Annotated in this window: 17 protein-coding genes and 1 rRNA gene; 3 read left to right on the plus strand and 15 right to left on the minus strand. The window is 52.3% G+C overall.

Annotated features, from left to right (window positions below; translation table 11 throughout):
- The 10 genes from GON22_RS20800 to GON22_RS20845 all read right to left on the minus strand — a co-directional run.
- Positions 1-126 (minus strand): 16S ribosomal RNA (locus GON22_RS20800); the annotation flags it as partial.
- Between the two features lie 374 nt (positions 127-500).
- Entirely contained in the window at positions 501-2,570 is a 2,070-nt protein-coding gene (gene ligA / locus GON22_RS20805; protein ID WP_160398039.1) for an NAD-dependent DNA ligase LigA, read from the minus strand.
- A 55-nt stretch (positions 2,571-2,625) separates the two neighbouring features.
- Positions 2,626-5,037, minus strand: coding sequence for a DNA helicase PcrA (gene pcrA, locus GON22_RS20810; protein WP_160398040.1), 2,412 nt, complete (start codon positions 5,035-5,037; stop codon positions 2,626-2,628).
- 232 nt (positions 5,038-5,269) lie between these two features.
- Positions 5,270-5,974, minus strand: coding sequence for a heptaprenylglyceryl phosphate synthase (locus GON22_RS20815; RefSeq protein ID WP_160398041.1), 705 nt, complete (start codon positions 5,972-5,974; stop codon positions 5,270-5,272).
- An 86-nt stretch (positions 5,975-6,060) separates the two neighbouring features.
- Positions 6,061-6,318 carry a hypothetical protein gene (locus GON22_RS20820; RefSeq protein WP_160398042.1) on the minus strand — a complete coding sequence of 86 codons (258 nt, stop codon included), beginning with the start codon at positions 6,316-6,318 and terminating at the stop codon, positions 6,061-6,063.
- 3 nt (positions 6,319-6,321) lie between these two features.
- Entirely contained in the window at positions 6,322-7,560 is a 1,239-nt protein-coding gene (locus GON22_RS20825) for a Ger(x)C family spore germination protein (protein ID WP_160398043.1), read from the minus strand.
- Positions 7,557-8,663, minus strand: a complete 1,107-nt coding sequence (locus tag GON22_RS20830) for a GerAB/ArcD/ProY family transporter (RefSeq protein ID WP_160398044.1) — start codon at positions 8,661-8,663, stop codon at positions 7,557-7,559. The genes GON22_RS20825 and GON22_RS20830 overlap by 4 nt, the downstream gene beginning before the upstream one ends.
- Before the next feature lie 3 nt (positions 8,664-8,666).
- Complete coding sequence (locus tag GON22_RS20835; protein WP_160398045.1) at positions 8,667-10,250, minus strand: spore germination protein; 1,584 nt, start codon at positions 10,248-10,250, stop codon at positions 8,667-8,669.
- Positions 10,251-10,280: 30 nt separating this feature from the next.
- The gene (locus GON22_RS20840; RefSeq protein WP_160398046.1) at positions 10,281-11,372 is read right to left on the minus strand and encodes a GerAB/ArcD/ProY family transporter; all 1,092 of its coding nucleotides are present in this window, start codon (positions 11,370-11,372) and stop codon (positions 10,281-10,283) included.
- A gap of 129 nt (positions 11,373-11,501) precedes the next feature.
- Positions 11,502-14,033, minus strand: a complete 2,532-nt coding sequence (locus GON22_RS20845; protein WP_160398047.1) for a U32 family peptidase — start codon at positions 14,031-14,033, stop codon at positions 11,502-11,504.
- 242 nt (positions 14,034-14,275) lie between these two features.
- On the opposite strand from GON22_RS20845, the gene GON22_RS20850 reads away from it, so the two are divergent.
- Positions 14,276-15,244 carry a sugar phosphate isomerase/epimerase family protein gene (locus GON22_RS20850; protein ID WP_160398048.1) on the plus strand — a complete coding sequence of 323 codons (969 nt, stop codon included), beginning with the start codon at positions 14,276-14,278 and terminating at the stop codon, positions 15,242-15,244.
- A 100-nt stretch (positions 15,245-15,344) separates the two neighbouring features.
- Here GON22_RS20850 and GON22_RS20855 read toward each other — a convergent pair whose 3' ends face one another.
- The 4 genes from GON22_RS20855 to uvrB form a co-directional block, all read right to left on the minus strand.
- Positions 15,345-15,569: a hypothetical protein gene (locus tag GON22_RS20855; protein ID WP_160398049.1), complete on the minus strand. Its 225-nt coding sequence runs from the start codon at positions 15,567-15,569 to the stop codon at positions 15,345-15,347.
- Positions 15,570-15,782: 213 nt separating this feature from the next.
- Complete coding sequence (locus tag GON22_RS26615; RefSeq protein WP_336604344.1) at positions 15,783-16,067, minus strand: spore coat protein GerQ; 285 nt, start codon at positions 16,065-16,067, stop codon at positions 15,783-15,785.
- A 171-nt stretch (positions 16,068-16,238) separates the two neighbouring features.
- Entirely contained in the window at positions 16,239-19,127 is a 2,889-nt protein-coding gene (uvrA, locus tag GON22_RS20865) for an excinuclease ABC subunit UvrA (protein ID WP_160398051.1), read from the minus strand.
- 45 nt (positions 19,128-19,172) lie between these two features.
- Positions 19,173-21,326, minus strand: coding sequence for an excinuclease ABC subunit UvrB (gene uvrB, locus GON22_RS20870; RefSeq protein ID WP_442954394.1), 2,154 nt, complete (start codon positions 21,324-21,326; stop codon positions 19,173-19,175).
- A gap of 74 nt (positions 21,327-21,400) precedes the next feature.
- Here uvrB and GON22_RS20875 point away from each other — a divergent pair, with 74 nt between their 5' ends.
- Both GON22_RS20875 and GON22_RS20880 read left to right on the plus strand, forming a co-directional pair.
- Positions 21,401-22,198: a flagellar motor protein gene (locus GON22_RS20875; RefSeq protein WP_160398052.1), complete on the plus strand. Its 798-nt coding sequence runs from the start codon at positions 21,401-21,403 to the stop codon at positions 22,196-22,198.
- Complete coding sequence (locus GON22_RS20880) at positions 22,179-22,991, plus strand: flagellar motor protein MotB (protein ID WP_160398053.1); 813 nt, start codon at positions 22,179-22,181, stop codon at positions 22,989-22,991. The genes GON22_RS20875 and GON22_RS20880 overlap by 20 nt, the downstream gene beginning before the upstream one ends.
- Before the next feature lie 63 nt (positions 22,992-23,054).
- Here the strand turns inward: GON22_RS20880 and GON22_RS20885 are convergent, their stop codons facing one another.
- A complete protein-coding gene (locus GON22_RS20885) occupies positions 23,055-26,282 on the minus strand; it encodes an MMPL family transporter (RefSeq protein WP_160398054.1) in 3,228 nt (1,075 codons plus the stop codon).
- Between the last annotated feature and the right edge of the window lie 18 nt (positions 26,283-26,300).

A 26,300-nucleotide genomic window follows, 5' to 3' on the forward strand; every position in this document is an offset into this window, starting at 1 on the left:
TACGTGTTACTCACCCGTCCGCCGCTAAGCATCAGAGGTGCAAGCACCTCATCAACTCCGCTCGACTTGCATGTATTAGGCACGCCGCCAGCGTTCGTCCTGAGCCAGGATCAAACTCTCCATAAAAAGTTTGTAGCTCATTTCGTACTGACTTGTGTTACATATCGTTTGGATCGACGTGATCCATTTGTCCAGTTTTCAAGGAACTTGTATCGCTTGTCCAACCTGCAGTGTTTCGCGGTGACAAGATAATACTTTATCATCTTTGGACTTTCGTGTCAACAACTAGTTTTTCTTGTTGTTTCCTGTCGTTTGTTGTTGAAACATGTCGTCCGAAGCGACAAGAAATAATATAACACGCTCGAATCCAAAATACAACTTGTAAAATAAACCAATTGCGATCATTTTAAATTACGCTCCATATACATATAAAAAGCCGCTGCATGCGCAGACAATTTGCCCTTACGCATACTGCGGCTTACAACCGTACATTGCTAGGCTTAAACCTCACCCAACATCTGTTTGAATAATGCTTCGTCTTCAATAACGGTAATGCCAAGGTTCTGCGCTTTCGTCAGCTTGCTGCCGGCGCTCTCGCCTGCAATGACAAAGTCAGTCTTCTTGGATACACTGCCCGCCACCTTCGCCCCGAGCGCTTCCAGTTTCTTAGCAGCTTCATCACGCGTCATCGTCGGCAACGTCCCCGTAAGCACAACTGTTTTGCCAGTGAATACATTGTTCACGCCCTCAATTGCGGATGGCACGCGGCGCACCTCCGCCTCTGCACGGACACCTTGCTCTCTCATCTTGCCAACGCTCACTTGCACTAGCGGATCAGCAAAGAAGCTTACAATGCTATCTGCCACGATGCCTCCGATGTCTGGCAGTTGGATAAGCTGTTCCTCAGTCGCCAGAAGCACTGCATCAAGGCTGCCAAAATGGTCGGCAAGCACTTTCGTTGTCGCTTTGCCTGTGTTTGGAATGCCCAGTGCAAACAAAAACGCAGCGAGATCGCGGCTCTTGGATTTCTCAAAAGCCTCTATTAGCTTCTGTGCTTTGCGTTCCCCGAATCGCTCCAGCTTAATAAGATCGTCATAACCCAGCGTGTAGAGGTCAGCAGGATCGCGCACGCCGCATTCTTCATATAGTTGTTCTGCCGTCATAACGCTGAACGTTTCGATGTCCATCGCATCGCGGGATGCAAAATGAGTGATGCGCCCGATCATTTGCGGCTTGCAGCCGAGCTTGTTGTTACAGAACAAATGCGCTCCGCGCTGCTCCAAGGCGGTTCCGCAGGATGGGCATACGGCAGGAACTTCAATTTCCGCTCCTTCTTCGTCATCGGCTTTGCCCAGAATTTCAGGGATGACATCATTGGAACGGCGAATGAATACTCGCGTGCCCAGCGCATGCTTCAAATTTTTGCGATCGATATCGCCCATATTGTTAAGCGTGCAGTTCTGTACTGTTACGCCAGCCAGCTCTACCGCTTCTACGCGGGCAACTGGCGTGATTTTGCCGGTACGGCCCACTTCCCAGGAAACGGATTCCAGAACAGTCGTCGTCTCTTCTGCCTCGAATTTGAATGCAACCGCCCAACGCGGGAACTTATCTGTGTAGCCCAGCGCGTCACGCGTCCGCATATCAACGATCTTGACGACCGCGCCATCGATTAAATAATCAAGCGTCGGGCGCATTTCCGTTACGCGCAGCAGCTCCTCCTCTACGCCCTCCATTGAATCATGATAGGATACGTAAGGATTGACTTTGAACTTGTTCTCTATCAAAAATTGCTGCAGCTGCTTGTGCGTCTCAAACGACACACCTTCAGCGTGGCCGATATTATAGAAGAAAGCATTGAGCTTGCGCTCAGCCGTTATTTTGGGATTCTGGTTGCGAAGCGCGCCTGCTGCTGCATTGCGGGCATTTTTGAGCGGCTCCTCTGCCGTCTGGTTGTACGCCTCCAGCACCGACAAATTCATAATCCCTTCGCCTTGGACTTCAATCGTGCCATCCTGCCAAGGAATTGTGAGCGGAATCGAGCGGATTGTCTTGGCCTGGGCAAGAATGCCTTCGCCTACAACCCCGTTGCCACGAGTAGCCGCTTGTATGAGCCGTCCGTTCTCGTAGGTTAGATTAAGCGTGAGGCCGTCATATTTGAGCTCAAGCACATAGGCCGGATCTGGCAGCGGAGCCTCTTCTGGATGCTTGCTGTTCCAATCATTAATTCCCTTTAGAATGCGCTGGTTCCATGCCCGCAGGTCTTCAACGTCCTGTGCCTTGTCCAAACTCCACAGGCGGGAGCGGTGGCGATGCTGGTCGAAGCCCTTAAGCAGCTCATTGCCGACACGCTGGGTTGGCGAATGCTCTATCACGACGCCGATCGTTTTTTCTAATGCAACCAGCTCGTCATATAACTTATCAAATTCGGCATCGCTGACCGTCGGCTGATCTAGCGTGTAATAGCTATAGCTGTGGCGCTCGATCTCTTCAATAAGCTGATGCATGCGCTCTAGCTGCTGCGGGGTGGCGGCAACGGCCGCTTCGTGTTCATTGAGGCGAGATTCCATGGGTATCCCTCTTTCGGCATTCTAAAATGGTCGTAACCGATATCTGATCGAGCATCTATACCTTTGTAATTGGCGCAAAAGCGGCCAGCAGCTTCTTCACGCCTACTGGCGCTGGGAAAGCAATCTGCAGCTCGGTGTCATTGCCGGCACCTTTGACCGAGACGATGACGCCCTCGCCCCACTTGCCATGGGCAACTTTATCGCCCGTGGCGAACTGCTTCGCCGCGCCGCTTGCCGCTGCTCCGCCCGTCACCTTAGCGGCGGAATCCAGCGGCGATGTAACGCGCACGCCGCCGCTGCTGCCGGCGCTGGCACCAGCCGCGCCGCCCGTCGAGGTGCGGACGGTGCCTTGGGTGCCCCCGCGGTACCCGAAGCCGCCAGCCTGCTGGGCTCCGGCTGAAGGCGCTGCGGCGCCCCCCCGGCGCGTTGCAGACCAGCCGCCTGCAACGCCACCGCTGTAGCCAAGGCCGCCGCCACTGCCGCCGATGCGGCCAGGCGAAGCCATCTGCTTCACATCCTCTGGGATTTCCATGAGGAAACGGGAAGGCGGGTTCGTCGCGGTACGCCCAAACAGCGTACGCATGCGCGCGCATAGCAGGTAGAGGCGCTTCTCGGCGCGCGTGATGCCTACATAAGCAAGGCGCCTTTCTTCCTCAAGCTCCTCATTATCCATGAATGCACGGCTATGCGGGAATACACTTTCCTCCATCCCGATAATGAAGACGACTGGGAACTCCAAGCCTTTGGCACTGTGCATCGTCATGAGAACGACGGCATCCTGCGGCTGCCCGTCCTCTTCTTCCTTGTTCATTGAGTCAATATCCGCAATAAGCGCTAAGTCGGTTAAGAAGGCAACCAACGATTTATCTTCATTATTTTTCTCAAATTCCAAAGTAACGGACAGGAACTCCTCTATATTCTCGACACGCGCCTTCGACTCCAGCGTATTTTCCCGTTGCAGCTCTAGCCGGTACTCTGACATCTCGAGCACTTTCTCCGTTAACTCCGTGACGGATAGGTAATCCACCATCCGCGTCAGGTTCGCAATCATATCGCGGAATTGGACAAGTGTAGCGCGTGTTTTACCTGCGACATCCAGCCCGCCGAATTCATCCAGCGTTCCAAGCGCAGCGTACATCGAGATGCCGCGCCGCGCAGCTTCCTCAGCGATTTTGCCAACAGTTGTGTCCCCGATGCCCCGCTTCGGTACATTAATGATTCGCGTAAAGCTAATATCATCGTCCGGATTGGAAATAAGGCGCAAATAAGCAAGCAAGTCCTTGATTTCTTTGCGGTCGTAGAATTTTATGCCGCCTACGATTTGATAAGGGATATCCGACTTGATCAAAATTTCCTCGATTACCCGCGATTGCGCATTGGTCCGGTACAAAATCGCATGATCCGCATATTTGCGCCCTTCCTTGAAGCTCTTGCCGATCTCCCCGGTTACAAAATAGCCTTCATCATGCTCCGAATCCGCCTGATAAATCGAGATTGCGTCGCCAGCGCCCTGATCGGTCCACAGCCGCTTCGGCTTGCGCCCGGTGTTGTTGCCGATAACTGCATTCGCCGCATTCAAGATATTCGACGTCGAACGGTAGTTCTGCTCGAGCATAATCGTTTTGGATTCCGGATAGTCTTGTTCGAAATTCAAAATGTTCGTAATATCAGCACCGCGCCAACGGTAAATCGACTGGTCGCTATCGCCCACGACGCAAATGTTGTGATGCTTATCAGCAAGCATGCGGCACAGCATGTACTGCGCCCGGTTCGTATCCTGATACTCGTCTACATGAAGGAAACGGAATTTATTTTGGTAAAATTGCAAAACTTCCGGCTCATCTGTGAACAGCTTGATTGTCGTCATAATAAGATCGTCGAAGTCCAACGAATTGTTGGCACGCAGCCTCTTCTGGTACTGCTCATAGACATTCGCTGCGATCTGTTCGAAGTAGTCCCCTACCTTGGCCGCGAAGCGCTCTGGCGAGAGCAATTCGTTTTTGGCGCTGGAAATAGCCGCTTGAACCGTCTTAGGCTCGATTTTTTTCGTATCGATATTCTGGTCCTTCATAATGTTTCGAATGACGGACAGCTGGTCTCCAGAATCGAGAATGGAGAAACTGGATGTAAAGCCGATCCGGCTAATGTCCTTGCGCAAAATTCGTACGCACATCGAGTGGAACGTCGATACCCAGATGTCGCTGCCGGATGGCCCGACGAGCTTCGCTACCCGATCCTGCATCTCTCGCGCCGCTTTGTTCGTGAACGTAATAGCGAGAATGCTCCATGGCGCAATCCGCTTCTTCTGAATCAAGTAAGCAATGCGGTGCGTCAGCACGCGTGTCTTGCCGCTGCCCGCTCCCGCCATAATGAGAAGCGGCCCTTCCGTTGCCTGAACGGCAGCTTGCTGCTGAGGGTTTAATTTGGCTACAGCAGCATCGATATCCATATGGTTGTTAAACATCATTTTTATACGTAACTCCTTTGCCATTGGCTAGGCCTTCAAGCCGGCGATACGGCCGCACGGACGCTGGTTGGACAGCTCCAAAAACGGAAGCTGCGGCAGCCCCGTTCGCTAATGTGTTCGCATCGTTGTTCGCCTGTGTATGTCTAGTCTAGTCAACCGCGCCCGCAGTGTCAATTTCCAAATAAAAAAGCAGCGGAACCCTGCTGGAACCTGCTGCCTCTTCGCTAATCCGTTATTCAAATGGCGTATCTTGGACAGCCTGTACCGTCGAGAGCGCTGCCTGCAAATCACTGTAAATAATGTTCCCGACAACGACTGTATGCGCCGCCCGCGCCGCCTCAGCAGCCCGCTCCGCATTATTAATGCCGCCGCCATAAATGACTCTTGCTTGCGATACCGCTTCAGAAGCCCGCCGAACAAGCGACATATCGCCAAATGTGCCGCTGTATTCCAAGTAAACTGCCGGCATTCGCATCAAACGGTCAGCCAGCTGTACGAGGGCGATGACTTCTGCTGGCTCTAGCTCCGTGCGCGCGCCGCTCACTTGGGCAGCCGTCGCATCTTGGTTCAAAATAATATAGCCTTCGCCGGCTGTGATGTCCCAAGGAATAAGGCTCCCGAACTCTTTCATCGCTTCTGCTTGCCTGCCGACCAGCCATTGCGCATCATCCGTATTCAATACAAGCGGAACAAAATAGTAATCAAAGCCTGGCACCGCAGCCTCTAGGCTCGTCACTTCCAGTACGCAATCTACCGCATATCGACGAATGCGCGACATCAGCTCCACCGTATTATCAAATGTAATGCCGCTCGAACCGCCAACCATAATGGCATCTGTGCCGGACATGCAAATCGCATCAAGCGCCTCATCCGAAATCTCGCGATCCGGGTCAAGCTTGAATACATGCCTCCAGCCGGCGTACCACGCCCCGTCCATCCTGCCACGCTCCTGCCTATTGGTGTAATGACAACAGTCTAGGGCAACGGCTGTCCGGCTGTCAAACCGTGGCGCGGCAGATCGGGTTAATCTACACCCTCGCCGACTGTCAGCCCAAGCATAGCAGAAATCGGCTTCAGGACGACGCCAACCCAGTAAACGCTCGTTAATGACTCTGCGAAAGACCAGTTCATCGCGATTCCCATCGCCATAAAGGAAGACCAAGCGAGCAGAAGGAAGAATACGGCGAAGTCGCGATACCATTTGTTGCGAATAAGCGGCCTGCCGCCCAAAAATAGCAGAGCAATGAAAACGACTATAATCGCTGCAGCAGAATAGGGCATTGGTTATCCTCCTTTCTCTTTGTTGGTCAAGTACTGGAATGACTTATTGCTCAAGCCCATGCGGGCAATTCGAAGATCTACATGAACTTCAAGCTGTGTCGTTGTGAAAACACCGCTCCACTCCTTGCTCCATTGCTTTTTCCACATCTTCGGGTATTTGCGATGCGCTTTCTCCGCTGCGCCAAACAAATCCGTTTCAAGCTGCTGCCCTCGCGACCAAGCCTCCAGCATCATGGACCGGATATATTTTTCTCCAGCCTTCTCTATTAGGCTTATGGTCTCCGGCTTATACAGATTTTGCGAACAGCTTGATTCCGTTAATGACCCCGAAGCATGTACGACAGCCGAGTATGCCAACCGGCCATCCTGAAGCTCCGGCTTCAGCTTGGTGGACGACCTTACAATTTGGATCGTGTCGTAACTCATCTTCCCTTTCTCGCTGCCGCAAGGAACGACTAAGCTAGCTTGCTGCACCGAATTTCTCAAATAAGAAGCACCCAACGATTGTTTTCGGCTCATCCAACCGACCATTTTGCCATTATGCAGAACAGCCAATCGCCCCAGCTTCAGCTTGGATTGCGTCGCGATTTGGGACAATGATTGCAAGGAAGAGTTATCTCCGCTGCCTGATAGATAGATTTCCGGCAATACCGTACTCTTGGCTTCGCCGGTAAGATCCATTGCGACCTGATACACCTTCATGTTAGGCAAAACGGACGTGTTTTTCGTCTCGGACGTAATGATATCCTTTAAGCCTTCGCCCGGAATGACTTGCAATTGCATAAATTGCTCCAGCACGCGCCTGGCTTTGCCTGGGGTTATGAGCATGCTTACCGTCTCGCGGGGGCCGGCATTTCGAAAATATACGTCCATAAGTTCGTCAAAGCCCCGGCGAGCTACGTCCTCGCTAAGGATGACCACCCTGTTATGCGCAAAAAACAATTTGCGGGGGCTTTCGGAATGGCTGTGCATCATCGCTCCGCGAATCGACTTTCCCTTGGTTGAATACACAATTACCGGCGATTTAGGCGATCCACCGCCAGCCGTTCCTAGACCTGAAGATATCGAAGCCGGTATGACGACCTGATAGGTTACGACCCATTGCTCACCATCCCAATCAATACCTGTCGCTGAAGTGATGCCCAATTCATTCAATTCGATTCGATTCCAGCATCCAGTCATCATCAGTACCATCCATAGGAGTACACCAGCTATGAGGAACTTGCGCAAACGTCCATTCATGGAGCCGGCGCCCCTTTCTTGCTCTGACCGTTCTTCGTTACTAATAAGCCCAGGCCGATTGCGATAGGCATTCCGATGTTGAATAAAAACAAGAAGGGCACCGCTCCAATCGAACCAAGGAACCCGATCTCGGCGTTCCTTGGCCATGCTGCCACCGCCGTAACGACGGCAAGCATGCTGATTCCGATCAGCACATGCCGGCTAGTGTGCGTATGAAGCGCATGCGACAAGCATTGTACAGAGGCGAACAAAAATACGGCCATTTTGATATACATGGTCATGCACCAGACAGACACGGTGAAAATCTCGATTCGTTCCAGAAACTTGCCAACCTCTACGATTCCGACCATGTTAAAAAACGGGTACGACATCATTGGAACGAGCCTCGGGCCAAATATGGAAATGGCCATTACGGTGACAAGAATCACTAGGGCAGCGCTGCTAAGCACGCCAATCACACTCAATCGAACGAGTGAAGCAGGCTTCTTAATATAAGGCGACAGAATAAACAGGATTGATACTTCTGACAGCCACCCGAACGGCGTAATCGATGCGGACACAATACTGATCGGATCCGCATCCAATAAAGGCAGCAGCCGGTTCACATTCATATCTCCAAAGTTAATGGCAATCGAAAAGGGGATAACAATGGTAAGCAGCAAGAGCACAACAAAGGAAGAACGAGCGATCGCTTCTATTCCGTGAGCCACTGTAAATGCTGTCACCGCTACCATAATGCCGACCAGCATAATTAAAGGCGTTTCATCCAGCACCAAATCCCCCATAAAATTAGCAAACTGCCTGACGATCATACAAAAGGCATTGAAATAGTAGAGACAAGATAAAATCCCGATCACCATGCCAATCGGTCTGCCGAACCGATTCTCCATCCAAACAACGAACGGCAGGCCGGGATTAGCCTTGCAAATCATAGCGATAAGTGCAGCGATAACTACGCTGGCAACGCCGGCAAGAATACCGGATATCCATGCATCGTTATGAGCTTGGCCAATCATCACCCCTGGTATCGCCAACACGGCCGTTGGCGTTATCGCATTATTAATCAGACTGACCGTTTGCAGGCTTGATATGGCAGGCTTCATGGCTCAAGCTCCTTCCTGATCAGGATCGGGCATCTGACCTCCGCCCACTCTCGTTGTGTTGTGCGGAGAAGCAATGCCTCTCGGCCGATTACGCATCGCCCACCAAGGGACGCGGATAATCACATCTTTCAGATTGCTCGGAATAAACGGCGAGATCGGAAGCAGGTAAGGCCTTCCGAAGGAACGCAAGCCGCATAAATGAGCGAGCACCATCATCAATCCGGACATAATGCCGAACAGCCCGAACGTGCCGCCTAAGAGCATGAGCAGGAAGCGGATGAGCCGGGCCGCGATTCCCATATTCACAGCCGGAATGACGAAACTGGCAATAGCAGTGAACGACACGACAATAACCATAGCAGCTGAGACGAGCCCGGCCTGAACGGCCGCTTGGCCAAGTACGAGTGCGCCTACGATCGAAATAGCAGGACCGATGATGCGCGGCATACGCACGCCCGCCTCACGCAAAATTTCAAACGTGATTTCCATTAGAAACGCTTCGACAAGCGCCGGGAACGGAACGCCTTCACGCTGTGCAGCCAAGCTGATTAGCAGCGAGGTCGGGAGCATTTCCTGATGAAAGGTTGTAATCGCGATATAAAGCGACGGCAATAGCATTGAAATAAAGAATGACGTGAACCGAATGAGCCGAAGAAACGTAGCGATGTCATAACGCTGATAATAATCTTCGCTCGATTGAAAAAACTTAACGAAAGTGACTGGTGCAATGAGAACGAACGGCGTGCCCGACACCATAATGACAACTTGCCCTTCGAGTATGCTCGCGCAGGCGGTATCCGGCCGTTCCGTATTCTGGATAAGCGGGAACGGCGTAAACGCCTTATCTTGAATAAACTCCTCGATATAGCCACTCTCCAATACGCCATCGATCTCAATCGCATCTATACGCCTGTGCACTTCCTTCACGACATCCGCTTGGGCAGTGCCTTGCAAGTAGACAACCGCAATATTGGTGCGCGTCTCCCGGCCTACGATTTTATAGTCCATACGAAGGTTGGGAGACTTAATAATTTTGCGGACAAGCGCTGTGTTCGTACGCAAATTTTCGGTAAAGCCTTCTTTGGGGCCGCGAACGACGGTCTGGGAGCTCGGTTCTTCAACCGCCCTGCTCTCTCCCCCTGTCGTATCGATAAGTATCGCTCGCAAGCTTCCCTCTACGACGATGATTGAGCCGCCCTCTAGCATTGCATAGCCCGCTTCCTCAACGGTGGTTACGGGACGGATTTTGCCTACTGCGATGGACCTTTCGGTCAGATGCCGGTATAAATCGTTGGCCCCCTGACCAGCCACTTGTCGGTTCGCATCATCCAATAGCCCCAACAGCATCATGCTAATGGCTGCACCGTCGACGATCCCATCGATGTAGAGCAGCGCATAACATTGATTATCGAACGAACGATGGGTCAATGTGCGGCATACAATATCCGCTCCACCGCCTAGAAATCGATGAATTCGCTCAATATTTAATTCTAAATCCGTAAGCAGCACTTGCTCGGCGTGTTTGCTCTGTTCCAAAAGAGGGAGATTCCCCGAGCCTGCAGGAGCCTGCTCATTATCGTTGGGCATGGTTAGATTCCTCACTCAGTTATGGCCTTATCATCCTTTGCCAGCCCGAACTCCCGTCCTTATTCGCATGACGAGCAGAAGTACTGCCGGAATGGCAATCTGAAAAATCGGAAAGTGGTACTGTATATTTTGTTCAAACCCGATGTTAACCTGCTGCATATAGCTCCTGAACAACAAAGAGCCGATGAAGATGCCAACGCCGACAGGGATGGCAGCGATGCGCAACGAAACTCGAAATAAGTACGCGAACGCAATTGACGCACCTAAATAATAGGCTGTCAGCTTCACATACACGGCGGAGAATAACAGCAAGGAAACGATCGGGTCAATCCGCTCCAGTATGTTGCCGAAATCAATAAAGTTCGTAGCCTGAAGCAGCGGGACCGTACTCCAGTTCGCGAATGAACCAAGGCTTGCAATCGTCACGACATTCATCACCGTAATGAAAACGCCTGCAAACAAATAGCCTTTAATCGTCATCTGCATAACTTGGCTGAATTCGCTCGTTTTGGCATACCGCCAGAACATAAGAAACAGCACCATTTCCCCGAACGGAAACGAAATAATTTCAGGAATCGCCGCATCCCACACCGGCTTGAAGCCTTGATCGAGCATCGGTGCCAGCCGGCTGAAATCAATTACCCCTGAGCTAATCAATAGGCAATAAAGCAGCACATAAATGAGCAGCAATATTGGCAGCAACACTTCCATCATTTGAAAAAACACGCCCGGCCCTCCAATGACTGCATAAGCGCTGATCAGGCAGATCATCAGGACAAGGATAGGCAGCGGCGTGTCCGAGAGCAGGAACATAATAGACAAGTCTGCGAATTCCCGTACATTCCGTACCGATTTATAGCTGTAGTAAATCACATACAATAAACCGAACGCGAAGCCCGTGATTCGCCCAAAGTACAGCATGAAGATCTCAATTAGATTCCGATCAGGTTCCAGCTTCTGAATCTGCAGCGTCACGAAGCTTAATAGCAGCAAGCCGGCCAACACCCCGATGCATACAGATATCCAGGCATCCCGCCCGGCACTGCCTCCTAGCAGAAATAAAGAAGAGCTGCCGATCAGAAACAGGATGACCATCGATGCCAGCTGTCTCGGCGTTATCACGGCGCCCCCTCCACAAAGTAGGTTAAATTTCTTCTTTTACCATTCCCTTCTAATTGTAAAATGATGCAAAAAAAAAAGCCGGACCCCCATCCTGTTGGACGGTGACCCGACTTTGTGAACGATACTTATTTATTTCACCAATTGCCCGCGCGTTACGCCGAGCTGGTTAATCGCTTTGAGGCTGCGCCACACTTGCGTTCCGCTAACGCGGCCCTCTAGCGCCTTTTCGTACAGATCCATAACCTCATGCACCTTCTCGCCCGACTCTTCAAGGAATTCGATGCGGAAGGCCCGTACGCCCAGATCGATAAAATGGTTCAAATACTCCGCGCCAGATTGCTCAATCGCATTGTAGACCGTATTGCGGCAGCCTTCATCAACGCGTACCGGATGTGACATTCCGATGCGGTCTTGGAGCGATGCCCGTTTCTCCTCACATGGGCGGCCGCAGTTCGTGAAGTCAGTGCCTTCACTCATGAACGTACAGTAGACGCAATGCTCCGTGTGGAACATTGGCAAATGCTGATGCAGCACGACCTCTACCTTGGAAGTGTCGGAACGGCCCAGCAGATCGACCATTTGTTGAATGTTCAAATCATAGGACGGCGTTACGAGATCGCAGCCAACCTCCGTGAAAACGTTAACCGCCTTATGGTTCGCAATGTTAAGCGAGAAATCGCCAATCAACTGCGGGAACGGCTCGCCCGGCGCTTGGCTTGCTTTCGCACGCAGGTAATAATAGAGTGCACCCGTGTTGCGAACGAGCACAGCATCCGGCTTCAGCTTCAGGATGTTCGCATGGTAGCCGTTCTCGCCCGGCATATGAATGCGCGGCGTCGCAAGCGCAATCGGCTTGCCAGCGGCACGCGCAATCTCAATGGCTGCCGGGAACTGCTTAATGAATTCAAAGTCAGCATAAATCATCGTCGCGTTCGTCTTCACGGCAGCTTCAACCTGCTCCAGCGTACGGCAGAGTACCGTCAGATGCGATTTGGTGCCAATGACAACATCATCTGCCCCTTGTTCGGCTGGTTGTGGCTTGGCATCGGCGAACAGATCGACATGGTTCTTAATATAGACGGGCGGCTTCGGCCGCTCTTCCGCCAACTGCTCCACCGCTTCCCGGCGCATCCGATTCAATTCACGCACTGGCACGATGAGGTCGCCCTCAAGCTCATTCTCGAGTTTCTCCAGTTGGAAAAGGGTTCCGCCCAGCCGGCCGAACTGGTCTTCCAGCAGCGCCTGGTCCATCGGGCGTTTGAGCGCAACCTCTAGCGGCAGCTCTGACACAACTTCCACCGTCGTTCCTTTTTGCACATCGGTCCACCAAGTACGCATCGGCTCTCCAGCTTTGCCGGCTACCTTCACATGCATCGGGAACACGCGATATGGCTTGTCCGTCTCAAAAGTGGCGCGCAATCGTTTATCCAACGCCGGATCGCTCGTCTTCCATACTTTATCGCCAACTTTGACACGGCGCAGATCGACGTCATTACGTCCTGGCACAATCTCAAGCACGGTTCCCTCTTGCGCTTCGCCCTCAATCTTCACGCCCTGGCGGCGCAAATCATAAACACGCCCGCCCTCTTCTTTCTTGGTCGGGTCCCCTGCATCAAAGACGATACCGTCTCCACGCTTCAATGGCGCATCAATGCGGCAAATAATCGCGTCACGCAGCACGCGCTCAACACGGCCAAGGTATACGCCGCGGCTCTTCGGAAACGTTCCGTCGACGAGCTGCTTATTGTTCGTCCCTGTAAGGAAGCCATGGGTGAAGCCGCGCGAGAAGCTTTGCTGCAGCTCGCGAACTTCTTCCTTCGTTGGTTGCGTGTCATTCCCGTCGAAGTAATTGTCGATGACGCGGCGATATTTGCTCACCACGTTCGCTACGTATTCAGGGCTTTTCAGTCGGCCTTCGATCTTAAAGGAAGTAACGCCCGCTTCAATCAGCTCCGGCACGATATCAATCGCAGCCAAATCCTTCGGCGACAGCAGATAAGCAACATCGCCCATCGGCTGCTGCACGCCATCAACCATCAGGTCATACGGCAGGCGGCATGCTTGCGCACATTCCCCGCGATTGGCCGAACGGCCGCCCCACATCTCGCTCGTTAAGCACTGTCCGGAGTACGACACGCAGAGTGCGCCATGAACGAATACTTCCATCGGAAGCTTCGCTTGCTCGCCGATCTTCTGGATTTGCTTCAAATTGTTCTCGCGCCCAAGCACGACACGCTCCATATTAAACGGCTTCGTGAACTCGACTGCTTCAGGAGACGTAATCGTCATCTGCGTCGATCCGTGAATCGGGAAATCCGGCGACAGCTCACGAATAAGCTTCACCAGCCCAAGATCCTGTACGATAACGGCGTCTACGCCTGCATCGATACAAGCTTCGATGAGGCGCTTCGCGTCCTCTAATTCATCCTCGAAGACGAGAATGTTGAACGTCAAGAAGCCTTTTACGCCATAGCTATGCAAGAAAGCCATAATTTCCGGAAGCTCGTCCGTCTGAAAATTGTTAGCGCGAGCCCGCGCATTAAACTTTTCTACACCAAAAAATATTGCATCTGCGCCGTTGGCCACAGCCGCACGCATACAATCCCAATCGCCAGCCGGAGCCAGCAGCTCGACATCTCCGCGTTGTACTTGACTTGTCATGCTATTTATCCGCCATCCTTTTTCGTTCCTTCTTATTCTAATAGTGTACCAGAGCGTGCACAGTGATACCACCGCCAAAAAATATGCGCTATTCTCAAAATTAAAGCGCTTAATCCATTTGTTGTCTTTATATGTGATTTAGCTTTTGAACGCCTGATCGCTTTCGGCCGCTTATTGGGACATGCTATAATGAACCCATCTAGTAATGGCAATGAAATTATGTTGTGGGAGGCTGTTTTTACATGAAATTAGGTGTTTTCGCTGTATTATTTGCAGGTAAACCATTCGAGGAAGCACTCGATTATATCGCAGCAAAAGGGTTGGACGCTGTAGAGATCGGCACAGGCGGCTACCCTGGCAACGCTCACTGCGATCCAGACGTTCTGCTCGCTGATGAAAGCAAGCTCCGCGCATTCAAACATGCAGTAGAATCCCGTGGTTTGATCATCAGCGCACTTAGCTGCCATGCGAATCCGCTTCATCCACAAAAAGACCTGGCTGCTGCTGATGATGCGATCATCCGTAAAACGATCGAGCTGGCTAACCGCCTTGAAGTTCCTGTTGTGAACACATTCTCCGGTTGCCCAGGCGACCATGAAGGTGCAAAATATCCAAACTGGCCAGTTGCTCCGTGGCCGAACGACTATCAAGAAATTCTTAAATGGCAATGGGAAGAAAAAGTTATCCCTTACTGGACTGAAATCGCAAAGTTAGCTGAAGCTAACAATGTGAAAATCGGTCTTGAGCTGCACGGCGGATTCTCCGTTCATAGCCCAGCTACGCTGCTTCGCCTTCGTGAAGCTGCTGGTCCAGCAATCGGCGCTAACCTCGACCCGAGCCACATGTGGTGGCAAGGAATCGACCCCGTTCAAGCGGTTCGTATCCTCGGCCGCGCTGGCGCTATTCACCACTTCCATGCCAAAGACACGACGATCGATCCGATCAACGTCAACATGCATGGCGTAACGGACATGCAGTCTTACGCACTCATGCTTGACCGTGCATGGCAGTTCCGTACGGTTGGTTTCGGCCATGACATGAAAACGTGGGCAGACATCATCAGCGAGCTGCGCCTAGTTGGTTACGATTATGTCGTGAGCATCGAGCACGAAGACGGCCTGATGTCAGTAGACGAAGGCTTCTCGAAAGCTGTTTCGAACCTTCAACAAATCCTAATCCGTGAGCCGCTCGGCGACATGTGGTGGGTATAAATAAATAACAAAAAGCGCGTGTACACCGGTACGCGCGCTTTTTGTATTCATTTCGTAATAGACCCCCACAATGGTTAAACCATATGTAGACCGTTAGGCCTTATTTCATCCAGCTCTCCGTAATCATAACGTAATCGGAGAATGCAAACACGAGAAACGATACCGTCGCGAATCCGATCGCGAATACGTTCTTCTTTGGTCTAGCCATCAACAGTCGGACCAAGCCAATTGCGATTAGTACCGTGAATGCGAGCATAAACCAGTCAAACGTATTGATGTTGCTAGTCGTGGCTGCAGCCTTTGCTGCTTCTTCCGCAAGATACATGGGATGACCTCCTTTTCGTCACACTTCACCTATCATATTCCTATGTTAGCGGTTGCTGCCTTTCCTTGCAAGTCCAAGTGGTCAACCGTAACAAGTTTGTCACCATTTTACCTCAAAATCCTGCAATATAATCAGGACGTTCACTGCGCATAATAAAGCATTCGCCTTAATCATAAATCATGGAGCCATTCCGGATCGAATGGCCCCTTCGTGTCAATCAAATATAATATCGACTGTAACATAATCTAAATTACGATAAAGCAACAGAAACTGCCTGCCTGTCGCTTCGTCTTGAATGACGACACTATCCCCTCCTGCACTCACGATGACGCCTTTAAAAATTTTGGCATTCCATTCAACGTTGTTCGGGTACGTCATATAAAAAGTCGCTTCATTCCCCTTAATCGATGCCAGCCATCTACGGAAGCCGTTACGGGCTTTGGGCCAATATTTCCGGCTGCGGCGGGCTGTTGCCTTCCTAGCATTCGAAATGTTCATCCCTTCTATTCTCTCCTTCGAATCATTCTCCCTTCTTGTAGTATTGTATGAACGGCGCATGTGGAGCGTATGGACAATCTACACGCAGCAGCCGCATAACTGGCATATGCAACAAGCCCACATACCACAATAGCGGCAAGTGGGCTTACCCCCTCCCTTACAGGAGATCGATTAATCTACAGTTACAGCAGCAACCTGAACCTCTGCCTCACGGCGTTTAACGGTCCGTTCACGATCGCGCTCTAGAATCGGCTTAAGATAGCGGCCCGTGTACGAGCCTTCCACCTTAACGACTGCCTCTGGTACGCCAGTAGCTACAATCGTGCCACCGCCGCTGCCGCCTTCTGGTCCTAGATCGATCAGATAGTCAGCGGTTTTGATTACGTCCAAATTATGCTCAATAACTAAAACCGATTCCCCGCTCTCTACTAGACGGTGAAGCACCTGAAGCAGGCGATCGATATCATCTACATGCAAGCCTGTCGTTGGCTCGTCAAGAATATACATCGTCTTGCCCGTACTCCGGCGGTACAGTTCTGCTGCCAGTTTCACCCGCTGTGCCTCGCCGCCAGAAAGCGTCGTCGCCGCTTGGCCGAGCCGCATATAACCGAGGCCCACATCAAATAACGTCTGCATCTTCCGGTGGATACGCGGAATGTTGCGGAAGAACTCAACGGAATCTTCAATGGTCAATTCCAACACTTCGGAAATGTTCTTCCCTTTGTACTTCACCTCGAGTGTCTCGCGGTTGTACCGGTTGCCTTTGCAAATCTCGCAAGGGACATATACGTCCGGCAGGAAGTGCATCTCGATCTTGATAATGCCATCTCCCCGGCACGCTTCACAACGGCCGCCCTTCACGTTAAAGCTGAAGCGCCCTTTCTTGTAGCCACGAACTTTCGCTTCGTTCGTATTGGCGAAGACGTCTCGGATGTCATCAAACACGCCTGTATAAGTCGCTGGGTTCGAACGTGGCGTACGGCCGATCGGCGATTGGTCGATATCGATGACTTTCTCGATATGCTCCAGCCCGCGAATCTCTTTATGCTCGCCTGGCCTAACTTTCGCCCTGTTCAAGTCACGCGCTAGCGTCTTGTAGAGAATTTCATTCACAAGCGTCGACTTGCCTGAGCCCGATACGCCCGTAACCGCCGTAAAGACGCCAAGCGGAATCTTCACATTCAAGCCGCGCAAATTGTTTTCCTTGGCGCCTCGAATTTCAAGCCATTTGTCAGAGGTTGGACGCCGCTCCAACGGCACTTCAATAAACTTCCGGCCGCTTAAATAAGCGCCAGTCAACGAGTTCTCGTCAGCCATTACTTCTGCCGGCGTGCCTTGGGACACAACGTGTCCGCCATGAATGCCCGCTCCAGGCCCGATATCGATAATATAATCGGCTGCAAGCATCGTATCTTCATCATGCTCGACGACGATGAGCGTGTTGCCAAGGTTCCGCATGTGCTCCAGCGTTTGGATAAGCTTGTCGTTATCCCGTTGGTGCAAGCCAATGCTTGGCTCGTCCAAAATATACAAAACGCCCATCAAACTTGAGCCAATCTGCGTCGCAAGCCGAATGCGCTGCGCTTCGCCTCCTGACAATGTGCCCGCCGCACGGCTAAGCGACAAATATTCGAGACCGACGTTAACGAGAAACCCCAGCCGACCGTTGATTTCTTTCAGAATGAGGTTAGCAATCATCCGGTCCTTCTCAGTCAACTGAATCGATTCGAAGAAACGTTGCGCTTCGCCAATCGATAACGAGGTCACGTGAGCGATATTATGCTGGCTAACCGTTACAGCCAGCGTTTCCTTGCGCAGGCGTTGCCCTTTGCAACCGCTACAAGGCTTGGCACTCATATAGCCCTCAATCACTTCGCGCATGAAGTCAGAGCTAGTATCCCGATAACGGCGTTCCAGATTGTTGACGATTCCTTCGAAGGCGACCATCGCTTCTTTCTTATGGCCAAAATCATTCTCATACTTGAATTTCACCAGCTCACCGCCGGTTCCGTAAAGCAGCTTCTTCATCTGCTCCGCGTCCAGCTCACCTACCGGTACGTTGCGGGGAATATGGTAATGGTGGCATACTGCCGCCAGAAACTGTGGATAGTACGTCGACGTGCTTCCTGCCCACGCTTCGAACGCACCGTTCTCAATCGACTTGGACGGATCGGTGACGAGCAGGTCAGGGTCGACCAGCATCTTCGCTCCTAATCCATCACAATCCGGGCAAGCGCCATAAGGGCTGTTAAACGAAAACATTCGCGGCGCAAGCTCATCAATGCTGAATCCGCATTCCGGACAAGCAAGATTGGAGCTGAACATCAGCTCTTCCTGATCGATAATATCAATGATAACTCTGCCTTCGCCAAGCTTAAGCGCAGTTTCAATCGAGTCCGCAAGCCGGCTGTGAACGTCCGACTTCACGACAATCCGGTCAACGACGACCTCGATGGAATGCTTCTTGTTCTTCTCGAGCACGATTTCTTCATTGCCCAGTTCACGCGGCTCGCCATCGATTCTTACGCGTACGAAGCCTTGCTTCTGCACTTCCTGCAGCAGCTTCGTATGCTCGCCTTTACGGCCCGATACGATTGGCGCGAGAATTTGCAGCCGCGTCCGCTCCGGGTATTCCATAATCCGGTCAACCATCTGCTCGACTGTCTGCGAGGCAATCTCAATGCCATGCTCAGGGCAATGCGGCTTGCCGACGCGGGCGAACAGCAGGCGCAAATAATCATAGATCTCCGTTACTGTGCCGACCGTCGAGCGCGGGTTGCGGCTCGTCGTCTTCTGGTCAATCGAAATAGCCGGGGACAATCCTTCGATGGAGTCGACATCCGGTTTTTCCATTTGCCCAAGAAACTGACGGGCGTATGCAGACAGCGACTCGACATAACGGCGCTGGCCTTCTGCATAGATCGTATCGAACGCGAGGGACGACTTGCCAGAGCCGCTTAATCCCGTCAGTACGACGAATTTATCACGCGGAATCGTCACATCAATATTTTTCAAATTGTGGGCGCGGGCGCCCTTAACAACAATACGATCGCTTGCCACTCCAGCTCCACCTTTCTCTATTAACACACGATATGATTCTACTAGTTATCCGTTCTCCGCCCGCAGCTCCAACAGCGCATCGCGAAGCTCTGCCGCCCGTTCGAATTGCAGGTTCTTGGCTGCATCCTTCATCTCCGCCTCTAAGCGCTGAATGACAGATTGGCGATCCTTCTTCGACATCTTGCCGCCAGCATTGATGCCAGTCAAATAATCCGCCTTCTGCTCGGCCACCTTGGTCGCTTCGATGACGCTATGGATTTTCTTGCGAATCGTCTGCGGCGTAATGCCGTGTTCCTCATTGTACGCGACTTGAATCGCGCGGCGGCGTTCCGTCTCCTTGATCGCTTTATCCATGGAGTCGGTAATTTTGTCTCCGTACATGATTACCCGGCCTTCGCTATTGCGCGCTGCCCGGCCGATCGTCTGAATAAGCGATCGCTCGGAGCGCAGGAAGCCTTCTTTATCTGCATCCAGTATCGTAACCAGCGTAACTTCCGGCAAATCTAACCCTTCCCGCAGCAAGTTAATGCCGACGAGTACATGGAAAGATCCGAGCCGTAGATCACGCAAAATCTGCATCCGTTCCAGCGTCTTAATATCGGAATGCATATAACGGACCTTGATTCCGACATCCTTCAAATAATCCGTCAAATCCTCCGCCATCTTCTTGGTCAGCGTCGTTACGAGTACGCGCTCATCCTTCGCGATCCGCGTGCGAATCTCGCCGAGCATGTCGTCAATCTGCCCTTTGGTCGGACGAACTTCAATGATTGGATCCACTAGCCCTGTCGGACGAATGATCTGCTGCACCATCGTTGGGCAATTCTCCAGCTCGTAAGGGCCCGGCGTTGCCGAGACGTAAATCATCTGTCCTGCCTTTTCCTCGAACTCCTCGAACCGCAGTGGGCGATTGTCCATCGCAGATGGCAAGCGGAAGCCATGGTCCACAAGCACTTCCTTACGCGCGCGGTCGCCATTGTACATCGCCCTAATTTGGGGCAACGTGACATGGGACTCGTCAATGACGATCAGCATGTCATCTGGGAAATAATCCATCAGCGTATATGGCGTCGCTCCGCGTTCGCGGAACGTCAACGGGCCGGAGTAGTTCTCGATGCCCGAGCAGAAGCCCATCTCTTGCATCATCTCGATATCATAGCGAGTCCTCTGTTCCAGGCGCTGCGCTTCCAGAAGCTTGTTCTGGCCGCGAAGCTCAGCTAGCCGCTCTTCAAGCTCCTGCTCGATGTTAACGAGCGCCCGCTTCATCGTCTCCTCTTGCGTAACGAAGTGAGATGCCGGAAAAATCGCGATATGGTCGCGCTCGCCGATAATCTCGCCCGTCAAAACATCAATTTCCGTAATGCGTTCGATCTCATCGCCGAACAGCTCGACCCGAATGGCGCGCTCATTGTTCGCTACCGGGAAAATTTCAATAATATCGCCGCGCACGCGGAACGTGCCGCGAATAAAGTTAATGTCGTTCCGTTGGTATTGAATGTCGACAAGCTTATGCAAAATCGTATCGCGAGGCTTCTCCATCCCTACGCGGAGCGACAGTACTAGGCTGCCGTACTCCGTTGGGGAACCGAGGCCATAGATACAGGAAACGCTCGCGACGATGATGACATCGCGCCGTTCGAACAGCGAGCTCGTTGCCGAGTGGCGCAGCTTGTCGATCTCATCATTAATGCTGGAATCCTTCTCGATGTACGTATCGGTCGAAGGAATATATGCTTCCGGTTGAAAGTAGTCGTAGTAGCTGACGAAGTAGGAAACCGCATTTTCCGGAAAAAACTCTTGGAATTCGCTGCACAGCTGCGCTGCCAGCGTCTTGTTGTGCGCAATGACGAGCGTCGGCCGATTCAGCTTGGCGATTGTATTCGCGATCGTGTAGGTCTTGCCTGTGCCGGTCGCGCCTAGCAAAGTCTGATAGCGCAGCCCATCTTCGGTTCCCTCTACTAGCTGTCGAATGGCCTCTGGCTGGTCGCCTTGCGGCGTATATTCCGATAAAAGCTTAAACGTGTTCTGCAGTCGTTCCGTGTCCGCCAACTCATCCACCCTCCACTCTTCCCGATTGATATCTATGATAGAAGTCCTATTCAACTTTATGCCCAATCCACCCGATAAAATAGACAGAATGAGGAAATCACCGCCGAATATGACAATCTCCGACTCGAATGTGTGTTCCCATTTACTCATTATATCGGTTTCCAGTTCCCGATGCAATTTGAATATATTCGCACCTATATTAGAAGAAGGACGTGACCGTGTACATGGATTTGACAACAATTATCGGCATTGCCGCTGGGCTTGTCGCCCTAATCGGCGGATTCCTGCTAGAAGGAGGGCAGATCGGCGGGCTGCTGCAGCTCACCGCCGCTATTATCGTATTCGGAGGAACCTTCGCTGCCGTTGCGGTCAGCTTCCCCTATAGCAAACTAAAGCAACTTCCTGCCGCATTGCGGTTTGCTTTTACGAAACAAACACAGAAACCTGAAGAGGTTATTGACCAGCTCGTCGACATGGCGATGGTCGCCCGCCGCGAAGGTGTTCTGGCGCTCGAACGCAGTTTGCCCGAACTAGACAACGTGTACATGCGCGATGGGCTGCAAATGGTTATCGACGGAACAGACCCCGAGCTAACCAAGAACATTCTGGCGCTGGAAATCGACTCCGCTGAACGCAAGTGGGAACAGCAAGCCAAAATGCTGGAGTCCGCTGGCGGCTACGCGCCAACAATGGGCATTATCGGTACAGTTATGGGGCTTATTCGTGTGCTTAGCAATCTGTCGGATCCCTCTTCGCTCGGCCATTCGATCGCAGTGGCTTTCACAGCAACGCTATATGGCGTAGCCAGTGCGAACATTGTGTATTTGCCTCTCGGCACCAAAATCAAGGCGCAAGCCGCGGAGCAAACGCTGCTCATGGAACTCATTCTGGAAGGAATCCTGTCTGTACAAGCAGGCGAGAATCCACAGCTCATTCGCAAAAAGCTATCCGCACTGCTGCAGCTAGAGCCTGGCGAACGCCGCAGAGAGAAGGTGCCTGTCTATGAGACGCAGCGGGCGTAGACGGGGAGCAAGGCTCACTGCTGACAATCAAGACCGCTGGCTGATTACATATGCTGACCTGATTACGTTACTTATGATATTTTTCGTCATCCTATACGCGATGAGCCAAGTCGATTCCAAAAAGTACGAGGTGCTCGCGCAGTCGCTGCAATTCGAGTTCCGCAAAGCGGACTCTGTCATCGAAGGCGGCAATGGCGTTACCGGTGCCCTCGATCCCTCCAAGCAGCCTATCCCCGCCAAACCGCCGGAAGAGAAACGGAATGCGGCGCAAGAAGCGGAGCAGCGCAAGCTAGAGGAAGAAAAACGCAAGGAGCAGGAGCTTGAGAATGTGTATGCGATCATCAAAGCGTACATTAAAGACAACAAGCTTGAGGAGAAGGTATTCGTCTCCAACGAAGAGCAAGGCATCTCTATCCGGTTAAGCGACCAGTTTCTGTTCGACCTAGGCAAAGCGAATCTAAAAAAAGCAGCAAGCCCGGTTCTCGATAAGCTATCCAGCCTATTCGTCAAGCTGGACCATCCAATCAGCATCGAAGGGCATACGGACAATTTGCCAATTCAGCCAGGCGGCGAGTTCAGGGACAATTGGGCGCTGTCCGCGGGACGTTCACTGTCGGTGCTGCGATACTTTACCGAAGTCGCGAAGCTTGCGCCAACCAAGTTCCAAATCGCCGGCTATGGCGATACGCGGCCGGTCGTGCCGAACACAACGGACGCGAACCGTTCGCGCAACCGGCGCGTTGAAATTACGATCATGCGGCACAGTACGGGCGGCAGCACTGCGAAACAGTAAGTCAGAACAGCAAAAAGGAGTGATTCCCACGAAGGGCATCGCTCCTTTTTTGCTGTGCTAACATTAGTGCGAAGTATCATGCGGCTTGCCGCTTGATTGCCCGCTAATATAGGCCATCTGGCCGACACTGCTGCTGCCCCGCTCCGAACGGTGCATGAATGGCCAGTAGTTTGCTTCGCCAAACACGCGTACCATGACCGGAATAAACAGCGGCAGCATAATAAGTGCGTACATAAACAATCCGCATAACACAATTGTTGCGATCTGCAGCAACGACATAACACCGGAAGGCAGCATCGCTGCGAACGTACCGCCAAGAATGAGCGCCGCTGACATAATGACCGTTCCCATCCGGCGCATCGCTTCCAGAATCGCCTCGGACGGCGAAAGGTGGCGATACTCTTTGAACCGGTCCATGAGGAAGATGCTGTAGTCAATGCCGAGCGCTACGAGCATAACGAAGCCGAAGAACGGCACCGCCCAGCTAATGCCGGAGTAACCCAGCCAACGGACGAATATGACTTCCGTCACTGCCATCGATGTATAGAAGGTAAGCAGCAAGGAGGCGATCATGTACAACGGCATAATGATGGAACGGAACAACAGAATAAGAATGATGCCAATTCCGATCAGCATGAACATGACTGTTTTGGAATAGTCGCGATCCGAAATGCCGTTCAAATCATGGTTGACACTCGTGACGCCACCCACCGCATATTCCGCTGAAGCGTAGGCCGTGCCATCCAATCCCCGACCGACAGCAGCTTTTACCGCATCAATCTCATCCATCGTCGATAGCTCATAAGGATTGCCCGCAAAAATAACATCGAACTTGGCCGTCTTGCGGTCAGGCGACATGTAAGCATCCAGCGCTTGATCAAACTGCGCATCCTTGGACGCTTGCTCCGGTACGAACCAGCCTGTCATTTGCTTGTTAGGGGAATCCGACAGCTCAGCCAAATAACCCTGCGCCGAGCCGAGCCCATCCGTCACTTGCTTCAAGCCGTCTACGCTTTTATCCAGTCCGCCCGTCAATGCCACTAACTGGCTGTTCAGTTCAGTGAAGCCTGTTTGCATTTCTTTCTGGCCATCGGACAACTGGTCAAGGCTCGTCGTGACACCTGGAAGCTTCGCCACAATCTGCCCTTGGCCTTGTTCCGCTTTATCCAGGCCAGCTTGCAGCTTCGTTATGCCGCCGACTAATAATTTCAATCCTCCGGCTAGCGCCTTCTGGCCATCAGCTGCCTGTTTCAACCCGGCATTCGCCCTGGACAGCCCGCCCGTAATGCCGCCAAGCTGGCTGTTCAACTGCTCCATCTGCGTACTTAGTGAGGATGCGTCTCCTTGCAGCTTGTTGACAGCACCGACTGCTTTGAGATACGTTGCATCGCTTTGCAGCTCAGGATACTTAGCACCTAGTCCGCCAAGGTCTGTGCCGATCGCTTCTAGCCCATCCGACAGCTTGCTTTGTTCAGACGCAATGGTTGCATATGCCCCACTAAGCGTTCCAAGCCCTGTATTGAGCTGGGCGTAACTCGTTTGCAGCTGTGATGCTGCCGTTGCTAGCTTATCCGCGTTCTTGCGTGCTTCCTCCAGCCCCTTCTTGAGCTCACCCGTCCCTGCGGAACCATCCTTCATGCCTTGTTGAATCTGCTTCAAGCCGCTGCTAAGCGACGTAATGCCGGACTTCAACTGAACGGTTCCAGCCGCGAGCTTGCCAGCGCCATCTGCCGCTTCCTCTAGCTTCGGCGCGTTCGCGCTTAGCGATTGGCTTGCTTGGGTTAGGCCCTCTCCAATGGCACTCAAGCCATCGCCGCTTTTGCCCAGCCCGTCACTAACGGTTCCCACCTGATCCGCTACGAGAAAACCTTCCGGCGCATCGCCTGTTGGCCTTGTCGCACTGCGAACCACTTTGACTCCCTCTACCTTCGATAGTTCACGGCTTACCTGTTCAACTGCCGCCAAGCCATCTGCCGAATCCATCGGCTTGCTTGACTTGATGACAACCGATGTTGGGAGCGTCTCGCCTGGACCGAAGCCATCGGCGATTAAGTTAAACGCTTTGACGGAATCGTATTTGTCCCCGATTTCATCCAAGGAATTAAACGAGATCGATCCCTTATACGCGGTAAGGAACGGTACGGTAAGCACAGCCAGAATAATGAGCGCCCAGATCGGGCGTTTCAAGGTAAATGCGCCGACCGTGCCCCATAAGCGTGACGGTTTATGCTCAAGCGAACCTTTTGCCGGCCAGAATAGCCCTTTGCCGAACACCGCCAAGAAGAACGGTACGAGCGTAAACAACGCCAGCAGCATAACCGCTACGCCGACCGCGACGGCAACTGCTGAGCGGTACAGGACAAATGTCGAGAAGCCAATCGATGCGAATCCGACGAGCACCGCGAGCCCTGAGAAGAGGACGGTGCGCCCTGCCGTACGGTATGTTGCAACAATCGCTTCTGTCCGGTCGCCGAGATGGACAAGCTCCTCTTTGTACCGGCTGATTAATAGAATGCAGTAATCGGTTCCGATGCCAAACAGGACGGCTACCATGAAAATTTGCGTGAAATTCGACAGCGGGAAATCCGCATATTCCACTAAGTAAGCAACGACGGACTGGGATACCAAATAGCTAAAGCCGACCGCCAGCAGCGGCACTAATGGCGCGACCGCCGAACGGAACACGAGGAACAGAATGATCAGGATAAAGCCGACCGTGATTAGCTCCGTCTTTTTCAAACCTTCCTGCGAGCTCTGCACAACATCTTCACCAATGACCCAACCGCCGGTAAAGTAATGTTCAACCTTCGTTGAATCGATTGCGCTGTAGAGCCCTTCTTGCATCTCCTTCGGCGTACGCCCGTTCGGTTCAACCTTTACGAGCGCGAGCACGGTGGATTTATCTTTGGAAACCAATTGGGGCTCTAATTCTTTCATCTCAAAATGTGTCGTTACCGACGTAACGCCAATGGCGCTTCCGTCTTGCTTCAGCTTCTGCACCGCCTGTTCAGCCTGCGCCAAGTCACCTGCGGTTAATCCGCCTTCCCGATGGAAAACGAGTACGGTGGACTCTGCTTTGTTCTTGCTGCCGCTTGCGGTTCCGGCCGGGCTATCGCCGCTCAGGCCCTCCAGCAGCTTCGCTGCAATCGAGGAATTGTAGCCGTCTGGCACATCCACCTGGCCCTTATCCCTTACAAGCTGCTCCATATTAGGAGCGGTCAGCATTAATGCGGCGGCAACTGCCAGCCATAGGACGAGCACCAACCATTTGAGCTTCAATATTGTTCTCATTGTTCGCCTATCCCTCTC

Source organism: Paenibacillus sp. MMS18-CY102 (assembly GCF_009789195.1).
Classification (GTDB): Bacteria; Bacillota; Bacilli; order Paenibacillales; family Paenibacillaceae; genus Paenibacillus_T.